Source organism: Streptomyces sp. Tek67B01 (assembly GCF_055231995.1).
The window spans coordinates 4097652-4113212 of record NZ_JBUYUY010000001.1; the positions used below are offsets into that span (position 1 = coordinate 4097652).

The 15561-nt window shown below is 72.8% G+C and carries 13 protein-coding genes; 6 read left to right on the forward strand and 7 right to left on the reverse strand.

What is annotated here, in order from left to right; translation table 11 throughout:
• Nucleotide 1: 1 nt before the first annotated feature.
• Nucleotides 2-1729: a lysine--tRNA ligase gene (gene lysS, locus ACV7NM_RS18490; RefSeq protein ID WP_463411302.1), complete on the forward strand. Its 1728-nt coding sequence runs from the start codon at nt 2-4 to the stop codon at nt 1727-1729.
• An 86-nt stretch (nt 1730-1815) separates the two neighbouring features.
• Here the strand turns inward: lysS and ACV7NM_RS18495 are convergent, their stop codons facing one another.
• The 3 genes from ACV7NM_RS18495 to ACV7NM_RS18505 form a co-directional block, all read right to left on the reverse strand.
• Nucleotides 1816-3174, reverse strand: coding sequence for a DUF2637 domain-containing protein (locus ACV7NM_RS18495; protein ID WP_463411303.1), 1359 nt, complete (start codon nt 3172-3174; stop codon nt 1816-1818).
• A gap of 217 nt (nt 3175-3391) precedes the next feature.
• Nucleotides 3392-4246, reverse strand: a complete 855-nt coding sequence (locus tag ACV7NM_RS18500; protein WP_463411304.1) for a DUF3558 family protein — start codon at nt 4244-4246, stop codon at nt 3392-3394.
• A gap of 194 nt (nt 4247-4440) precedes the next feature.
• Nucleotides 4441-5298 (reverse strand): DUF3558 domain-containing protein, encoded by an 858-nt coding sequence (locus ACV7NM_RS18505; RefSeq protein ID WP_463411305.1) that lies wholly within the window; start codon nt 5296-5298, stop codon nt 4441-4443.
• 193 nt (nt 5299-5491) lie between these two features.
• On the opposite strand from ACV7NM_RS18505, the gene ACV7NM_RS18510 reads away from it, so the two are divergent.
• Complete coding sequence (locus ACV7NM_RS18510) at nt 5492-6691, forward strand: RtcB family protein (protein ID WP_463411306.1); 1200 nt, start codon at nt 5492-5494, stop codon at nt 6689-6691.
• Between the two features lie 107 nt (nt 6692-6798).
• Here ACV7NM_RS18510 and ACV7NM_RS18515 read toward each other — a convergent pair whose 3' ends face one another.
• On the reverse strand, nt 6799-7560 hold the full coding sequence (locus ACV7NM_RS18515; protein WP_463411307.1) for an SDR family NAD(P)-dependent oxidoreductase: 762 nt from the start codon (nt 7558-7560) through the stop codon (nt 6799-6801).
• 173 nt (nt 7561-7733) lie between these two features.
• On the opposite strand from ACV7NM_RS18515, the gene ACV7NM_RS18520 reads away from it, so the two are divergent.
• Nucleotides 7734-8249 (forward strand): hypothetical protein, encoded by a 516-nt coding sequence (locus tag ACV7NM_RS18520; protein WP_463411308.1) that lies wholly within the window; start codon nt 7734-7736, stop codon nt 8247-8249.
• A 68-nt stretch (nt 8250-8317) separates the two neighbouring features.
• Here the strand turns inward: ACV7NM_RS18520 and ACV7NM_RS18525 are convergent, their stop codons facing one another.
• Nucleotides 8318-9805, reverse strand: a complete 1488-nt coding sequence (locus ACV7NM_RS18525; protein ID WP_463411309.1) for an FAD-dependent oxidoreductase — start codon at nt 9803-9805, stop codon at nt 8318-8320.
• Nucleotides 9806-9826: 21 nt separating this feature from the next.
• A complete protein-coding gene (locus ACV7NM_RS18530) occupies nt 9827-10585 on the reverse strand; it encodes a Mut7-C RNAse domain-containing protein (protein WP_463411310.1) in 759 nt (252 codons plus the stop codon).
• Nucleotides 10586-10838: 253 nt separating this feature from the next.
• Here ACV7NM_RS18530 and ACV7NM_RS18535 point away from each other — a divergent pair, with 253 nt between their 5' ends.
• Nucleotides 10839-11864 carry a serine hydrolase domain-containing protein gene (locus ACV7NM_RS18535; protein ID WP_463411311.1) on the forward strand — a complete coding sequence of 342 codons (1026 nt, stop codon included), beginning with the start codon at nt 10839-10841 and terminating at the stop codon, nt 11862-11864.
• 48 nt (nt 11865-11912) lie between these two features.
• On the opposite strand, the gene ACV7NM_RS18540 is transcribed toward ACV7NM_RS18535, so the two are convergent.
• Entirely contained in the window at nt 11913-12350 is a 438-nt protein-coding gene (locus ACV7NM_RS18540) for a hypothetical protein (RefSeq protein WP_136216611.1), read from the reverse strand.
• Between the two features lie 295 nt (nt 12351-12645).
• Between ACV7NM_RS18540 and hemL the strand changes: the two genes are divergently transcribed.
• Nucleotides 12646-13968 (forward strand): glutamate-1-semialdehyde 2,1-aminomutase, encoded by a 1323-nt coding sequence (gene hemL / locus ACV7NM_RS18545; protein WP_136216569.1) that lies wholly within the window; start codon nt 12646-12648, stop codon nt 13966-13968.
• Nucleotides 13965-14654 (forward strand): histidine phosphatase family protein, encoded by a 690-nt coding sequence (locus ACV7NM_RS18550; protein ID WP_463411312.1) that lies wholly within the window; start codon nt 13965-13967, stop codon nt 14652-14654. Before hemL ends, ACV7NM_RS18550 begins: the two co-directional genes overlap by 4 nt.
• Nucleotides 14655-15561 lie beyond the last annotated feature (907 nt).

Here is a 15561-nt window from a genome sequence, read left to right on the forward strand (position 1 = left end):
CGTGGCTCAGAGCAGCACCGAGACCGACTGGGTCTCCCGTTTCGCGGACGAGGTCATCGCCGAGGCGGAGCGCCGAGCACCCGGCAAACCTGTCGTCGTCGCGTCCGGACTCTCCCCCTCCGGGCCGATCCACCTGGGCAACCTGCGCGAGGTCATGACCCCGCACCTGGTCGCCGACGAGATCCGCCGCCGGGGCATCGAGGTCCGGCACGTCCTGTCCTGGGACGACTACGACCGCTACCGCAAGGTGCCGGCAGGCGTCGAGGGCGTGGACGAGAGCTGGGCGCAGCACATCGGCAAGCCGCTGACCGCCGTCCCGGCCCCGGCCGGGTCCGCGTACGGCAGCTGGGCCGAGCACTTCAAGGCCGCGATGGTCGAGGCGCTGGCCGAGCTGGGCGTCGAGTACGACCCGATCAGCCAGACCGAGCAGTACACGAACGGTGTCTACCGCGAGCAGGTGCTGTTCGCGATGAAGCACCGCGGGGACATCGACGCCGTGCTCGACCAGTACCGCACGAAGCAGAAGCCGGGCGGCAAGAAGCCGCAGCAGAAGCCGGCGGACGCGGCCGAGCTGGAGGCGGCCGAGGGTTCGGGCGCCGCCGCCGAGGACGACGGCAGCGCCGAGGGCTCGGAGTACTTCCCGTACAAGCCGTACTGCGGCGCCTGCGGCAAGGACTTCACCAAGGTCACCTCGTACGACGACGCGACCACGGAGCTGACCTACGTCTGCACCGAGGACGAGTTCACCGAGACGGTCGCGCTCAACGAGTTCAACCGCGGCAAGCTGGTCTGGAAGGTCGACTGGCCCATGCGCTGGGCCTACGAGGGCGTCATCTTCGAGCCCTCCGGCGTCGACCACTCCTCGCCCGGTTCGTCGTTCCAGGTCGGCGGGCAGATCGTGCACATCTTCGGCGGCGAGCAGCCGATCGGACCGATGTACGCGTTCGTCGGCATCAGCGGCATGGCCAAGATGTCCTCCAGCAAGGGCGGGGTCCCGACCCCGGCCGACGCGCTGAAGATCATGGAGCCGCAGCTGCTGCGCTGGCTGTACGCGCGCCGCCGCCCCAACCAGTCCTTCAAGATCGCCTTCGACCAGGAGATCCAGCGGCTGTACGACGAGTGGGACAAGCTGGAGGCCAAGGTCGCCGACGGCTCCGTCCTGCCGGCCGACGCCGCCGCGCACACGCGCGCCGTGCGGACCGCCGCCGGAGAGCTGCCGCGCACCCCGCGCCCCATGCCCTACCGGACGCTCGCCTCGGTGGTCGACATCACCGCCGGGCACGACGAGCAGACGCTGCGCATCCTGTCCGACCTGGAGCCGGAGCGGCCCCTGGCCTCCCTGGACGAGGTGCGGCCGCGGCTGGACCGCGCCGAGAACTGGATCACCACCCAGGTCCCGGCCGACCAGCGGACCCTGGTGCGCGAGGAGCCGGACACCGAGCTGCTCGCCTCGCTGGACGACGAGGGCCGCGAGTCGCTGCGGCTGCTCCTGGAGGGGCTGGACTCGCACTGGTCGCTCGACGGGCTGACCACGCTGGTCTACGGCGTGCCGAAGGTGATGGCCGGGCTGGAGCCCGACGCGAAGCCCACGCCGGAGCTCAAGGTCGCGCAGCGCACGTTCTTCGCGCTGCTGTACCGGCTGCTGGTGACCCGGGAGACCGGGCCGCGCCTGCCCACGCTGCTGCTGGCGGTGGGGGCGGACCGGGTGCGCAAGCTGCTGGCGGCCTGAGCCGCGTAGCTTCGTAGGACGTGCGAAGGGCCCGTACCCCTGCTCTTGGGAGCTGGGTACGGGCCCTTCGGCGTGTCCGGGCGGGGTTACGCGATGTGCTCGTTCTCCAGGTCCCGCTGGTAGCGGAGCTTCAGCTCCGGCATCAGGCGGCGGATCATCGAGGCGCTGCGCGGGTGCACGATCCCGTGCCGGTCCGAGAGGTGTATGTCCACCTGCTCCGGGGTCGGGAACTGCGAGTACTCGTCGAGGAAGGCCCGGAAGACCTCGTAGGCGGCCTCCTCGAACTTCACCTCGTCGATCTCCGGGTCCGCGGCGATGTCGGAGTCCGGGGTGATGCCGGAGTTCGGGGCGTTCTGCGGGGCGGAGGCGTTCTGCGCGGCCTGCTCCTGCTGGTCCGGGCCGGCCGGGGCCATGACCGGGGTCGGCTCCAGGCCCTCGACGTACTGGGGGTTGTAGCCGCCCTCGTACGCCGCCTGGGGGGCCAAGGGCGCGGCGAACCAGGCGCTGTCGTGGGCCGCGGGCATGGCGGTCGGCTCCACCGCGAAGGGCAACTGCGCGGGGAGGGGGCCGGGGACCACCGGCTGGGGGGCGGGCTGGGGGGCCTGGGTGGTCTGGGCGGCGTGGGCGGCTTGCGCGGCCTGGGTGGTCGGGGTCGCGGGCCCGGCGGCTGCGGGGGCCGGTGTTCCGGGAGCCGCTTCGAGGGCGGGGGCGGCGGCCGGCGACTCCGCCCCGACCTCGGCCGGGGGCAGCAGCATCGGCTCGATGCCGGCGGCGGCGAGGCCCGTCGGGGCCGTCTGCGCGAGCGGCACCCCGATCCGGGCCAGGCGCAGCGGCATCAACGCCTCCACGGGGGCCTTGCGGCGCCAGGCGCGACCGTAGCGGGCCTGGAGGCGGGCCTGGTAGATCAGCCGGTCCTGCTCCATGCCGACCGCCTGCTCGTAGGAGCGCAGTTCCCACAGCTTCATCCGGCGCCACAGTTTGAAGGTGGGGACGGGGGAGAGCAGCCAGCGGGTGATCCGGACGCCCTCCATGTGCCGGTCGGCGGTGATGTCCGCGATCCGGCCGACCGCGTGCCGGGCCGCCTCCACGGTGACCACGAACAGGATCGGGATCACGGCGTGCATGCCGACGCCGAGCGGATCCGGCCACGCCGCCGCGCCGTTGAACGCGATGGTCGCGATGGTCAGCAGCCACGCCGTCTGGCGCAGCAGCGGGAACGGTATGCGGATCCAGGTCAGCAGCAGGTCGAGCGCCAGCAGCACGCAGATGCCGGCGTCGATGCCGATGGGGAAGACCAGCGAGAAGTTGCCGAAGCCCTTCTTCAAGGCCAGCGCGCGCACCGCGGAGTACGAACCCGCGAAACCGATGCCCGCGATGACCACGGCTCCGGCGACCACGACACCGATGAGTATCCGGTGCGTACGAGTCAGCTGCATCGCGGCCACCCGTGATCCCCTCCCCTTCGACGTGCTACGAGCTGCTGCCAGGACCTACGAGGAGCCCGGGCAGGCACAGAGTACGGGTGACTGGATGTCAGCCCCACCTCTGCCCCCGCTCCCGCCGATTCCCCCGTCCTGACGGGGCGCTTCCTGCCGTTTCCTACCGGTTTCCGGTGCTGCCGGCCTGCCGCTGCCCGCCTGGCGTCACCTACCGCCCGGTCGCCTACTGCTCAGGGGACTTCGAGGGCTCCGGGGACTTGGACTCCTGCGCCGACTGCGAAGGCGCCGGGGACTGCGGTGCCCCGCCCTGCGGCGCGCCCTGTCCGGAGGCCGGCTGGTCGGGCGCCGGCTGTCCGGTGCCCGCGGCCTCCACCGAGGCGGCCGTCTCCTTGGCGGCGGCGATGGCGTCCTGGAGCAGCTTGCCCTGGTCGGGGGCGGCGGCGCCCTCGTAGGCGGCCCCGTTGTAGTCGAGGGTGATCACGACGTTCTTGTCCCGTACGACGACGGTGGTGTTGAAGAAGTCGACGTCCTTCTTGACGCCGTAGACGATCGAGGTGCCCTGGTCGCCGATCCCGCCCGCCTGCTCCACCTTGACGTCGTGGGCGCCGTCGACCTTCTTCGCCGTCTCGACCTGCTTGTTGTACTGGTCCTCGGCGCGCTTGTTGCCGCTGCCGAGCGTGGCGTGGGAGTCGTAGCGGACCAGCGAGATCGACAGCCAGTGGTACTGCGAACCCTTGAGGCCGTCCTCGTCGAGGCCGTTCCAGGAGCAGCTGGCACGGCTGGAGAGGTCGTTCGACTTCGTCGCCGAGCCGTTCTTGTCCTTCGCCTTCGGCACGAGCGTGTCGATGGTCTTCGACTGGACGGCCTTGCAGGGCTCGGGCAGCGTGGCGAACGCCACCTTCTCCAGGGTGGGCGCCTTCTTCCCGCCCGGCTTGGAGGATGCGGAGGAATCGGACTTCTTGCCGTCCGAGCCCGAGGCCTTGCCGCCCGAATCGGAGGAACATCCGGCGACGGTGAGGATCACCGGGACGGCTGCGCAGGCGAGAACGCGGGTGAGGCGCGAGGCTGATCGGTGCATGGTTCCTTCAGTCGTTGGGGCCTTCTCACGGGCCTTTTCACGGGCCTTCGTGCGGGCCTTGCTGCGGCCCTGGTGCGGCCCTTGGTGTCGGCGCGTTGCGGGCGCGGGACTCGAACAACGGTAGCCCGCCCCGGCGCCCGGCCGCTGTGCGCGCCGTCACGCGGGCCGCGCGCGCCCCGTGGGGGCGCGTGCGGTCAGTCGTTGAACCGCTCGACGAGCGCCTGCGCCAACTGCCTGACCCTGTCCTGGGTTTCCACGCTGGAAGGGACGACGCCGGGCTGGGAGGGCTGGACGCTGTACTCGATGGTGACGATGACGTTCGAGGTGCGGAACACAGTGCGCACGGTGCGCGACTGCGGGGCGGTGGTGCCGGCCGGGCTCAGCTTGTCCTCGATGTAGGCCTCGTTGCCGAGCCCTTCCAGGACGCGGGAGCCGAGCTCGGGCCCGGCGGTGGGGGTGGGACTGGCGCTGGGACTGCCGGCGGGACTGTCGCCCGGGCTGCCGCCGGGGCTCGGGGGCGCGCCGGAGGCCCCGCCGGTCGCGGGGGACGCGGCCGGCGAGGAGGGCGTCGCCGAAGCCCCGGGGAAGGGCAGGTGCGCGTCGGTGAGTCGGCGCACGTACACCTGACGCGCCTTGTCGTCGTCGCTCGCGGTGGCCCGGTCGTAGGAGACCACCCGCTCGAAGCCGACGGACAACAGCCGGGTCTCGGAGGGCGTCTGAGCGGTCCAACGGCAGCCCACGCGCCGGTCCGCGTCGTAGGAGGCGTCCGCGGTCCCGGCGTAGAGCTGCTCGCGCTGTTCGTCGGTGAGGCTCTCGTCGGCGGGGAGCATGACCCGCAGCCGCTTGGCGTCGACGGCCTTGCAGGGCGCCGGGAGGTTGCGGTACTTCCCCGGCTGGGCGGGGGCGGCGGTGCTGCCGCCGGCCTTCGCGTCGGTGGTGGTCCCGGGTCCGCTCGACTCGGTGCACCCGGTGAGGCCGGTGACCCCGGCCACGAGCGCGGTGAGCATCGCGACACCTGGCAGGGCCCGCCCTCGTACCGCCTTGCGCTGCACGTCCCATGGCTCCCTTCGGCCGGCCGGCTGCCCGGCGGTCAGGAAATTGCTTTGCCGTGGCTGGGGCACGGCTGGACACAATGTCTATCGCACACGTTGGTGCCGGCGCCGGTTCCCTGCCCGCTATGGGGCCTTGAGCGAGGCTTTTTGCGTATTCCGACTTTCCTGTGCTTAACGGGGTTTTGAGGCTGTTATGTCGTATGTAGAGGTGCCCGGGGCGAAGGTCCCGATCCGGATGTGGACCGATCCCGCGTCGATCGAGGACCAGGCGATGCAGCAGTTGCGCAACGTCGCCACCCTCCCGTGGATCAAGGGCCTGGCCGTCATGCCGGACGTCCACTACGGCAAGGGCGCCACGGTCGGTTCGGTGATCGCGATGAAGGACGCCGTGTGCCCGGCGGCGGTGGGCGTCGACATCGGCTGCGGCATGTCGGCGGTGAAGACCTCCCTCACGGCGAACGACCTGCCGGGGGACCTGTCGGCGCTCCGGTCGAAGATCGAGCGGGCGATCCCGGTCGGGACGGGCCTCCACCGGGAACCGGTGGACCCGGCGCGGCTGTACGGGTTCGGGGTGAGGGAGAAGGCGTACGACGACCTGTGGCAGAGGTTCGACTACCTCACGGATTCGGTCAAATCCCGTCGCGAACGGGCCACGAAGCAGGTTGGAACCCTCGGAGGGGGAAACCACTTTGTCGAATTCTGTCTCGATGAGTCAGGTTCTGTCTGGCTGATGCTGCACTCGGGTTCGCGCAACATCGGCAACGAACTGGCCAACTTCCACATCGACGTGGCCCGCGGGCTCTCCCACAACGAGGGCCTGGTCGACCGGGACCTGGCCGTGTTCCTGGCGGCGACCCCGGAGATGGAGGCCTACCGCAACGACCTCTTCTGGGCGCAGGAGTACGCCAAGTTCAACCGCGCCGTGATGATGAGCCTGTTCAAGGAGGTCGTGCGCAAGGAGTTCCGCAAGGCCAAGGTCTCCTTCGAGCCGGAGATCAGCTGTCACCACAACTACGTGGCGGAGGAGCGGTACGACGGGATGGACCTGCTGGTCACGCGCAAGGGCGCGATCCGCGCCGGCAGCGGGGACTACGGGATCATCCCGGGTTCGATGGGGACGGGTTCCTACATCGTGAAGGGTCTCGGCAACGAGAAGTCCTTCAACTCCGCTTCGCACGGCGCCGGCCGGAAGATGAGCCGGACGGCGGCGAAGAGGCGGTTCTCGGCCCGGGACCTCGCGGAGCAGACCAAGGGCGTGGAGTGCCGCAAGGACTCAGGCGTGGTGGACGAGATCCCGGGCGCCTACAAGTCGATCGAGCAGGTCATCGACCAGCAGACGGACCTCGTCGCGGTGGTCGCCAAGCTCAAGCAGGTCATCTGCGTCAAGGGCTGAGGCCGCGCCGGCGCGCGAAGGGCGCCGGCGCCGTACGCGGCGGGGGCCGCCGGCTTTGGCCGGCGGCCCCCGGGTGCGTTCGCGGGCGCGGACTTCGACGGCAGGGCTCAGAGCTCGCGGTGGACCTTCGTGTTCGAGGCCTGGGCGCGGGGGCGGACCACCAGCAGGTCGATGTTGACGTGGCTGGGGCGGGTCACCGCCCAGGTGATGGTGTCGGCCACGTCGTCGGCGGACAGCGGGTGCGCGACACCCGCGTAGACCTTGTCGGCCTTCTCGGCGTCGCCACGGAAGCGGGTCTTCGCGAACTCCTCCGTCTTGACCATGCCGGGGGCGATCTCGATGACGCGGACGGGCTGCCCGACGATCTCCAGGCGGAGCGTCTCGGCGAGGACGCGGGCGCCGTTCTTGGCGGCCACGTAGCCGGCGCCGCCCTCGTACGTGGAGTGCCCGGCGGTGGAGGACAGGACGACCACCGTGCCGTCGCCCGAGGCGACCAGGGCCGGGAGGAGGGCCTGGGTGACGTTGAGCGTGCCGATGACGTTGACCTCGTACATCGTGCGCCAGTCGGCGGGGTCGCCGGTCGCGACGGGCTCGGCCCCGATGGCACCGCCGGCGTTGTTGACGAGCACGTCACAGCCCTGGAGGGAGGCCGCGAAGGCGTCCACGGCGGCGCGGTCGGTGACGTCGAGGGCGTGGGCGGTGGCCTGGTGCCCGGCGTCGGTGATCTCGGCGGCGAGGGCCTCGATGCGGTCCTTGCGGCGGGCGGTGAGGACGACGTGGTAACCGGCTGCCGCGAGCTGCCGGGCGGTGGCCGCGCCGATGCCGCTGCTCGCGCCGGTGACTACGGCGGTCCGGGTGGCGGGGCTCATGGGCGTGCTCCTCGTTCGTCGTTCGTTCGTACGGGCGATTACCGGCCAGCATAGGCGGATGACACGGCGGGGCCGGGTGGCCGCAGCGGGGAGCCGCGACCCGCCCTCGTTCGTGTGATGGTCCGACCGGCGGGTGTCCAGGCCGTCTAGCGTGCGCGCCGGAGGTGGTGGCGGTGCGCCGTGGTGCCGTACGGAGTGTGGTGGTGGCGGGCTTGCTGGTCGTGGGCGGTGCCTGGAACACGGGCGGTGCCTGGGGCGCCGGTGGCGCCTGGAGTGCGGGTGGCGCAGGGGCCCGGACGCTCGAGCCCGAGGCGGACGTCTCGTACCACGGCCGGGTCGCGCTGGACGAGGGGGAGCTACGCGTGTGGCTGGTCCCGCACAACGAGGGACCGAACGCGCTGGCCGACACCACGCTCCGGGTGCGGCTGTCGGAGGACCTCGCGGACCGGCAGGAGCCGGCCGAGGGCTGCGCGCGGGCGGGTCGGCGCGAGGTGGTCTGCGAGACCGGGCCCTTGCCCGCGCACGGGCAGGGCCGGCACATCGCGCTGGTCCTCGGGCTGCGGGAGCGGGTCGCGGAGGTGGTGGTGCGGGTCGACACGTTGTGGAACGGCGACGCCGCCGACCGCAACAGCGGCAACAACGAGCACACGGTGCTGGCGCTGGACACGGGGGACGCGTACGCCTTCTGACGCCGTGCGCCGGTGGGCCCGTGCGGTGGGCCGTGCGGTGGGCCGTGGGGGTGGGCCGCGCGGTGGGCCTACTCCTTCTTTCCCTGCGGCAGGAGCCAGGCCGCGACGGCGGACGCGGTCGTGGTGTCGTCGGCCCGCTCGGAACTCCAGGCGACGTACCCGTCGGGGCGTACGAGGACGGACGCCGTCCGCCGCCCGTCGGGCCAGTGGTGGTGGGCGAGCGGGCTGCCCGGCGGGGTGGGCCGGTCGGGAGGGGTGACGAGGACGAAGCCGCCGGTGCGCAGGGCCTCGTAGAGGCGCAGGCCGCCGGCGAGGGGCAGGTCGGGGGCGCGGCGGCCCGCGGTGGTCGGGCGGTGGGTGCCCGGCGGGGGCGGGTAGGCGATGCCGATGCCGGAGACCAGGCCGAGGGCGCGCTCCTGGGCGGGGTGGAACCGGGCGAGCAGCGCGGCGCCGAGGGCGCGGGCGGCGCGGCGGGCGGGGTCGCTGACCATGGCGGTGCGGACGAGGGCGCCGCTCGCGCGCAGGACGAGGCGGCCGACGGGGTGGCGCTCGCGGTGGTAGCTGTCGAGGAGGGCCTCGGGGTCGGGGCTGTGGCCGCCGAGGACGGAGGCGAGTTTCCAGGAGAGGTTGGCGGCGTCCTGGAGGCCGGTGTTCATGCCCATGCCACCGGCGGGGGAGTGGACGTGGGCGGCGTCCCCGGCGAGGAAGACGCGGCCGACGCGGTAATGGGGGACCTGGCGTTCGTCGCTGTGGAAGCGCGACATCCAGCGGGGGTCGTGCATGCCGTGGTCGGTGCCGAGGGCGGCGCGGGTGATGGTGCGCAGTTCTTCGAGGTCGACGGGGTCGGTGTCGGCGGCGCGGCCGTCGCGGTGCCAGGCGATGGCGCGGTACCAGCCGTCGCCGAAGGGGACGACGAGGGCGAAGGCGTCGTTGCTGCCGTTGACGGCGAGGAAGTCCTCGGGGGGCTCGGTCAGGCGTACGTCGGCCAGGACCATGGAGCGGACGACGGCTTGGCCGGGGAAGGGCAGGCCGAGGGCTCGGCGGACGGTGGAGCGGACGCCGTCGGTGCCGACGACGTGGCGGGCGGTCTGGCGCGCGGGGCCGGTGGGGGTGGTGATGTCGAGGGTGACGCTGTCGTCGTCCTGGTGGAGGCCGGTGACTTCCCAGTCGTATCGGATGACCGCCCCTGTGGACAGAGCTCGGCGCTCCAGCAGTTTCTCTGTCTCATATTGGGGGGTGATCAGTACGAAGGGGTAGCGGGAGCGCAGGCGTTGGAGGGAGAGGGCCATGCCACCGAAGGGGCGCAGGCGGTCGATTCGTCGGCCGGTGGAGACGAGTTGGTCGGCGAGGCCGCGCGCGTCGAGGAGTTCGAGGGTGCGGGCGTGGACGGCGAAGGCCCGGGTCAGATTGGCGGCGGTGCGGGGGCGTCGCTCGATGAGGGTGACGGAGAGACCGGCGGCGGCCAGGTCGCCGGCGAGCAGGAGCCCGGTGGGCCCGGCGCCCACAACGGCGACGTCGACAACGGCGTTGGGCGTGTGGTCCTCAGCGGCAGTCATGCCTCGGCAGTCTGCCGCAGATCAGGCGGCGGCGTCACCGTGGCCGAACTCGGCGAGGGCTTCGGAGACGATGCGCTCCAGGCGGGCGTGGTGGGCGCCGCGCCAGTACACGCGCTCGCAGTCGGTGCACTGGGCGAACACGTCGTAGGAGCGCTGCGTGCCGTGCTGGAGGCGGTCGCCCACGCTGTCCTTGTCGGCTTCGCGCAGAGGCCCGTTACAGGCTGTGCAGCGGGTCCAAGGCGCCAGGCGAGGGGCGAACCGGCTGAGTACGTCGCGCACTTGCTCGTCGGGGTTGTCGCTGTAGACGTAGGCGCCGGCGTAGATCTCGCGGCGGCGCAGGAGGCCGCGGTCGCGGGAGAGCAGGACGCGGTGCTCGGCGGCGGAGCGGGTGGCGAGGGCGGGGTCCCCGATGTCCTCGTTCTCGTAGGCGGCGTCGACACCGAGCAGGCGCAGGCGGCGGGCGAGCGTGCCGAGGTGGACGTCGAGGAGGAACCGGAGGGGGGTGGTGTCGTCGTCGCTCCGCCGCGGGACGCGCTGGGGGCGGTCGACGCCGAACACCTCGACCAGCTCGCCTGCTTGGGGCACGTACGAGACGGGCACCTCGTGCCCGTCCACGAGCAGCCGGCCGACTTCGGTGAGCGGAACGCCGGCGGACTCGACGACGTGCCCGAGGCTGGAGGCGCCGTCGGTCGCGGTGGGAACGCGTTCGGCGCGCCGACTGGGGGCGGCGAAGACGTGCAGTTCGGGCGCGAGGGTGAGCTGAATGCCGGGTCCGTTCACCCTGCCAGCATGCCATTCGCCTCCGGCGTCCCGGGGGGATTTTCGGCACCTGCCGGCCGGGACTCCCCGCCCCGCCCCGCCGGAGCGCCCCGCGTCGCTGAGCGGGCGGCCCGGAACGTCCTGGGGGCGTACGGGAACCACCCGCCCGAGGGACCCGGCGGACGGTCCGGCGCGGCAACGGGGCGGGCCGCGCCCGCTCTCGCCACGCTAAGCGCGGAGATCACCACCGCACGGCACCACCCCGGAGGCAGAGATGACCCAGGCCGTACCGTTCACGACCGCCGAGACCCACGGGCTGCGCGACGCGCTGGACGAGACCGTCGTCGCCCGCTCCACTCCCGGCGGGGTCATCGTCTGTGGAACGGCGGCGGGCGAGCGGACCGTGATCTCCGCCGGGGTGGTCTCCCCGTACACGAACCCCAAGGCCCCCGACGAGAACACCGTCTACGACCTGGCATCGCTGACGAAGGTCACCGCGACCTGGCCGCTCATCGGCCGCGCCGTCGCCGACGGGCTGCTCGACCTCGACACTCCGGTACGGGCGTACCTGCCGCCGATGGACGGCCACATGCCCAGCGGCGAAGCCACCGTGCGCCAGTTGCTGTCACACACCTCCGGCCTCCAGGCCGCAACCCGGCTCGACCTCTACGACCTCACCTCCCGGCCGCTGCACGAGCTGATCTGCCATGAGCTGATGGAGAACCTGCCCGGTACCCACCGCTACATCAACCGCGGTTACATCCTGCTCGGCCTGGCCCTCGCCCACATCGGCGGCCGCCCCCTCGACCGCGAGGCCGCGGACTTCTGGGCCGAGCTGGGCATGGGCCGTACCGGCTACGGCCCCGTCCCCCAGGCGCCCGACATCGCGCCGACCGAGCACCCCGACGGACACGACCGTCTCTGGGGCGTGGTGCACGACGAGAACGCGGCGACGATGGGCGGCGTCGCGGGCCACGCCGGGGTCTTCGCTCCGGCCGCCGACCTCGCCACGTACGCCGAACACCTGCTGGGCGGCCACGCGGGCCCGCTCTGCCGGTGGCTGCGCGAGAGCCTCGCCCCGCAGGCCGAGATCGAACCGGGTCTCTACCGAGGTCTGGGCTGGATCCTCGCCGCCGGGGGGACGGTGGCCTACCACCACGGCTTCACCGGAACGAGCCTCTACCTCGCCCCCGCGACCGGCCGCTACGTCGTCATCGTCACCAACGCCGTACACAACGGCGCCCCCCGCGTCCCGCTGGCCCCGCTGCGCGAACGCGCCCTCAAGACCCTGACGGGGTGAGGCCGGGCGTCACGGCCGGACGTCAGGGCCAGACGCGACGGCCGGACGTCACGGCCAGACGAGGCAGTACGCCTGGTGGCCCGCCTCGTGGAGGCGGTGGGAGAAGTCCTGCCATTCGTGCAGGAGCTGGTACACGTTGAACGCGTCGCTCGGGCCCCCGCGGTCCGGGACCGTGGACCAGATGAAGGCCGCCGCGCCGACCGACTCCTCGCCGACGCCGCGCAGCGGGTCGACCACCGTCATCGGGAGCTTGACCACGGCGTAGTCGGGGTGCAGGACGACCAGTTCCAGCGGGGGCACCTTGTGCAGGGGTATGCCTTCGATGCCGGTCAGGACCATGGCCGCCATGGTCTCCGGCTTGATCTTGGTGAACAGGCCGCCCATGCCCAACTCGTCGCCGCCGAGCTCCTCGGGCCGCATGGTGACGGGCACCCGCGCCGCCGTCGCGCCGTCCGGGGCGCCGAAGTACTTGTACGTCACCCCCATGCCACGTCCCTTGGGCGGGTCGTCCGGTGGGCGGACGGGTTCGGGTACCGCATCGGCGGCCTCGGTGCCGCGCCGCCGGTGCTTCCCGCGACGGCGGGCATCACGGGCGCGCTGCGGGTCCAGGCCGTCCGTACCCTCGCCCGGTCCACCACCGCGTTGCATATCTCCACCCGACTGGTATTGCCTGCCCCGGCCCCGCGGCCCCCGCCACGCAGCCTGATCATCATGGCAGTGACCTCCCCCGGGGCGGCGTGGTGAAACGCCCGTCCGCAAGTCCGTCGCGGCCTCTGAGACCATGGCTGGTGTGAGCTACCCGTATCCGTATGAAGCCCCAGTCTCGCAGAACCTGTTTACGCGCGCGTCCGTAGTGACGCCCGGCGGCGTGAACTCTCCCGTGCGCGCCTTCCGCGCCGTGGGGGGTACGCCCAGGTTCATGGTGTCTGGTACCGGTCCGTATCTGACCGATGCCGACGGCCGCGAGTACGTCGACCTGGTCTGCTCGTGGGGACCGATGATCCTCGGCCATTCCCACCCCGCCGTGATCGAGGCGGTCCAGGCCGCCGTCGCCCGCGGCACGTCCTTCGGTACGCCGGGCGAGGGCGAGGTCGCGCTCGCCGAGGAGATCGTCGCCCGCATCGAACCCGTCGAGCAGGTGCGTCTGGTGTCGTCCGGCACCGAGGCGACCATGTCGGCGATCCGGCTGGCCCGCGGTTTCACCGGCCGCGCCAAGGTCGTGAAGTTCGCGGGCTGCTACCACGGTCACGTCGACGCGCTGCTGGCCTCGGCCGGTTCCGGGCTCGCGACCTTCGCCCTCCCCGACACCCCGGGTGTCACGGGCGCGCAGGCCGGCGACACGATCGTGCTCCCCTACAACGACCTGGAGGCGGTCCGGGCGGCGTTCGCCGCGCACCCGGGCGAGATCGCCTGCGTGATCACGGAGGCCGCGCCCGGCAACATGGGCGTGGTCACCCCCGGCGAGGGCTTCAACCAGGGCCTGGCCGACCTGTGCCGGGAGAACGGCGCGCTGTACATCTCCGACGAGGTGATGACGGGCTTCCGCACCTCCCGCGCCGGCTGGTACGGCGTGGACGGGGTCAAGCCCGACCTGATGACCTTCGGCAAGGTCATGGGCGGCGGCTTCCCGGCCGCGGCGTTCGGCGGTCGCGCCGACGTGATGGGGCACCTGGCCCCGGCCGGCCCGGTCTATCAGGCGGGCACGCTCTCGGGTAACCCGGTCGCCACCGCCGCCGGTCTCGCGCAGCTGCGGCTGCTGGACGAGGCGGCGTACGAGAAGGTCGACGCGGTGTCGCGGCAGATCCAGGGTCTGGTCACCGAGGCGCTGACGAAGGAGGGTGTCGCGCACCGGCTGCAGACCGCCTCCAACATGTTCTCGGTGTTCTTCACCGAGGACGAGGTGAGGAACTACGACGACGCGAAGAAGCAGGACGCCTTCCGCTTCAACGGGTTCTTCCACTCGATGCTGGCTCAGGGCGTCTACCTGCCGCCGTCGGCGTTCGAGTCGTGGTTCGTGTCCACCGCCCACGACGAGCAGGCCGTCGAGCGCATCGCCGCCGCCCTGCCCGCCGCCGCCCGCGCCGCGGCGGAGGCCTCCGCATGAGCGGCGTCACGCGCGGTGAGATCACCGTCGTCCACCTGATGCGGCACGGCGAGGTGCACAACCCGGACGGGGTCCTCTACGGCCGCCGCTCCGGTTACCACCTCTCCGAGCTGGGCCGGCAGATGGCCGAGCGGGTCGCGGAGCACCTGCGGTCACGGGACATCACGTACGTCGTGTCCTCGCCGCTGGAGCGGGCGCAGGAGACGGCGGCTCCGGTCGCGAAGGCGCACGGCCTGGACCTGGCGACCGACGCGCGGCTGCTGGAGGCGGGGAACGTCTTCGAGGGCAAGACCTTCGGTGTCGGTGACGGGGCGCTGCGCAAGCCGGCGAACTGGAAGCACCTGACGAACCCGTTCAAGCCGTCCTGGGGCGAGCCGTACGTCGAGCAGGTCGTGCGGATGATGAGCGCGCTGGAGGCGGCGCGGGACGCGGCGCGCGGGCACGAGGCGGTGGCGGTGAGCCACCAGCTGCCGATCTGGATCGTGCGCAGCTTCGCGGAGAAGCGGCGGCTGTGGCACGACCCGCGCCGCCGGCAGTGCACGCTGGCGTCGCTGACCTCGTTCACGTTCCAGGGCGACGCGCTGGTGTCGGTGGGCTACAGCGAGCCGGCGCGGGACCTGGTTCCGGCGCATCTGCTGGCGGGGGCCAAGCCTGTGAAGGGCAAGTCGAAGGCCTTCGGCGCGTAGCCCCTGCCCGGCCGGCCCGGTACCGCGCACCCCGCCCGCCGCGGGGCCCGTCGCGGCCCGGCACCGTCCCGGTTCCGGGGCCGCGGGTCGGCCGGGCGCCGCAGTGCCGGCCCGCCGGTCGGCTTGGCGCCGCCGTTCCGGCGTCGCCTGCGTTCGAGGCGCGGGGCTTGGGGTGGCGCAGCGCGACACACGGGCCCCGGTTCCCGGCCCCGCCGCCCGCCTCGTCCCGCCGCCCGGCCCTGCATCGGCCCGGCTCCGGGTCCAGCCGTTCCGGCTCCGCCGATCGCCCGTCCCGCCGCCCGCCGGCCCGGCTACCCGCCGCCCGGCCACGCCGACCCGCCCCGCCCCGCCCCGCCCGGCCCTGCATCGGCCCGGCTCCGGGTCCAGCCGTTCCGGCTCCGCCGATCGCCCGTCCCGCCGCCCGGCGCCGTCCTGGTTCCCCGGCCCGCTGGCCCATCCGGCCGGGCCCGTCCCGTCCCGCCGCCCGGCACCGTCCGGGTTTCGGGCCCCGCCAGTCGGTCGGCGTCGCCCGCGTTCGAGGCGCGGGGCCCGGGGTGGTGCAGTGCGACACACGGACCCCGGTTCCCGGCCCCGCCGGTCGCCCGGCCCCGGCTCCCCACCCCGGGCGTCGCCACCCCGTCCCGGCCTGCCGCCCGGCTCCGCCACGCCGACCCGCTGGTCACCCGTCCCTGCGCGCGCCGGTCGTCCGTCCCGCCACGCGGCACCGTCCCGCTCCGCCTCGCCGCCCGTCCCGTCACGGCCCCGCCGGTCGCCCGGCCCGGCCCCGCCCCGGGCGTCGCCACCCCGCCCCGCCGGCGCCCGCGCGGCCTCGGATGTGCCAAGGATTGGCCTATTTTCGTACAAGTCACTCCATCGCAGCCGTGTCGCTCTCCCCCTCCGCCTGAAT

Bases quoted from the DNA above. Each gene is read 5' to 3' on its own strand.
- ACV7NM_RS18500 (WP_463411304.1), bottom strand. From the start codon at position 4,246: ATGCACCGATCAGCCTCGCGCCTCACCCGCGTTCTCGCCTGCGCAGCC.
- ACV7NM_RS18510 (WP_463411306.1), top strand. From the start codon at position 5,492: ATGTCGTATGTAGAGGTGCCCGGGGCGAAGGTCCCGATCCGGATGTGG.
- ACV7NM_RS18515 (WP_463411307.1), bottom strand. From the start codon at position 7,560: ATGAGCCCCGCCACCCGGACCGCCGTAGTCACCGGCGCGAGCAGCGGC.
- ACV7NM_RS18525 (WP_463411309.1), bottom strand. From the start codon at position 9,805: ATGACTGCCGCTGAGGACCACACGCCCAACGCCGTTGTCGACGTCGCC.
- ACV7NM_RS18535 (WP_463411311.1), top strand. From the start codon at position 10,839: ATGACCCAGGCCGTACCGTTCACGACCGCCGAGACCCACGGGCTGCGC.
- ACV7NM_RS18540 (WP_136216611.1), bottom strand. From the start codon at position 12,350: ATGGGGGTGACGTACAAGTACTTCGGCGCCCCGGACGGCGCGACGGCG.
- hemL (WP_136216569.1), top strand. From the start codon at position 12,646: ATGGCTGGTGTGAGCTACCCGTATCCGTATGAAGCCCCAGTCTCGCAG.
- ACV7NM_RS18550 (WP_463411312.1), top strand. From the start codon at position 13,965: ATGAGCGGCGTCACGCGCGGTGAGATCACCGTCGTCCACCTGATGCGG.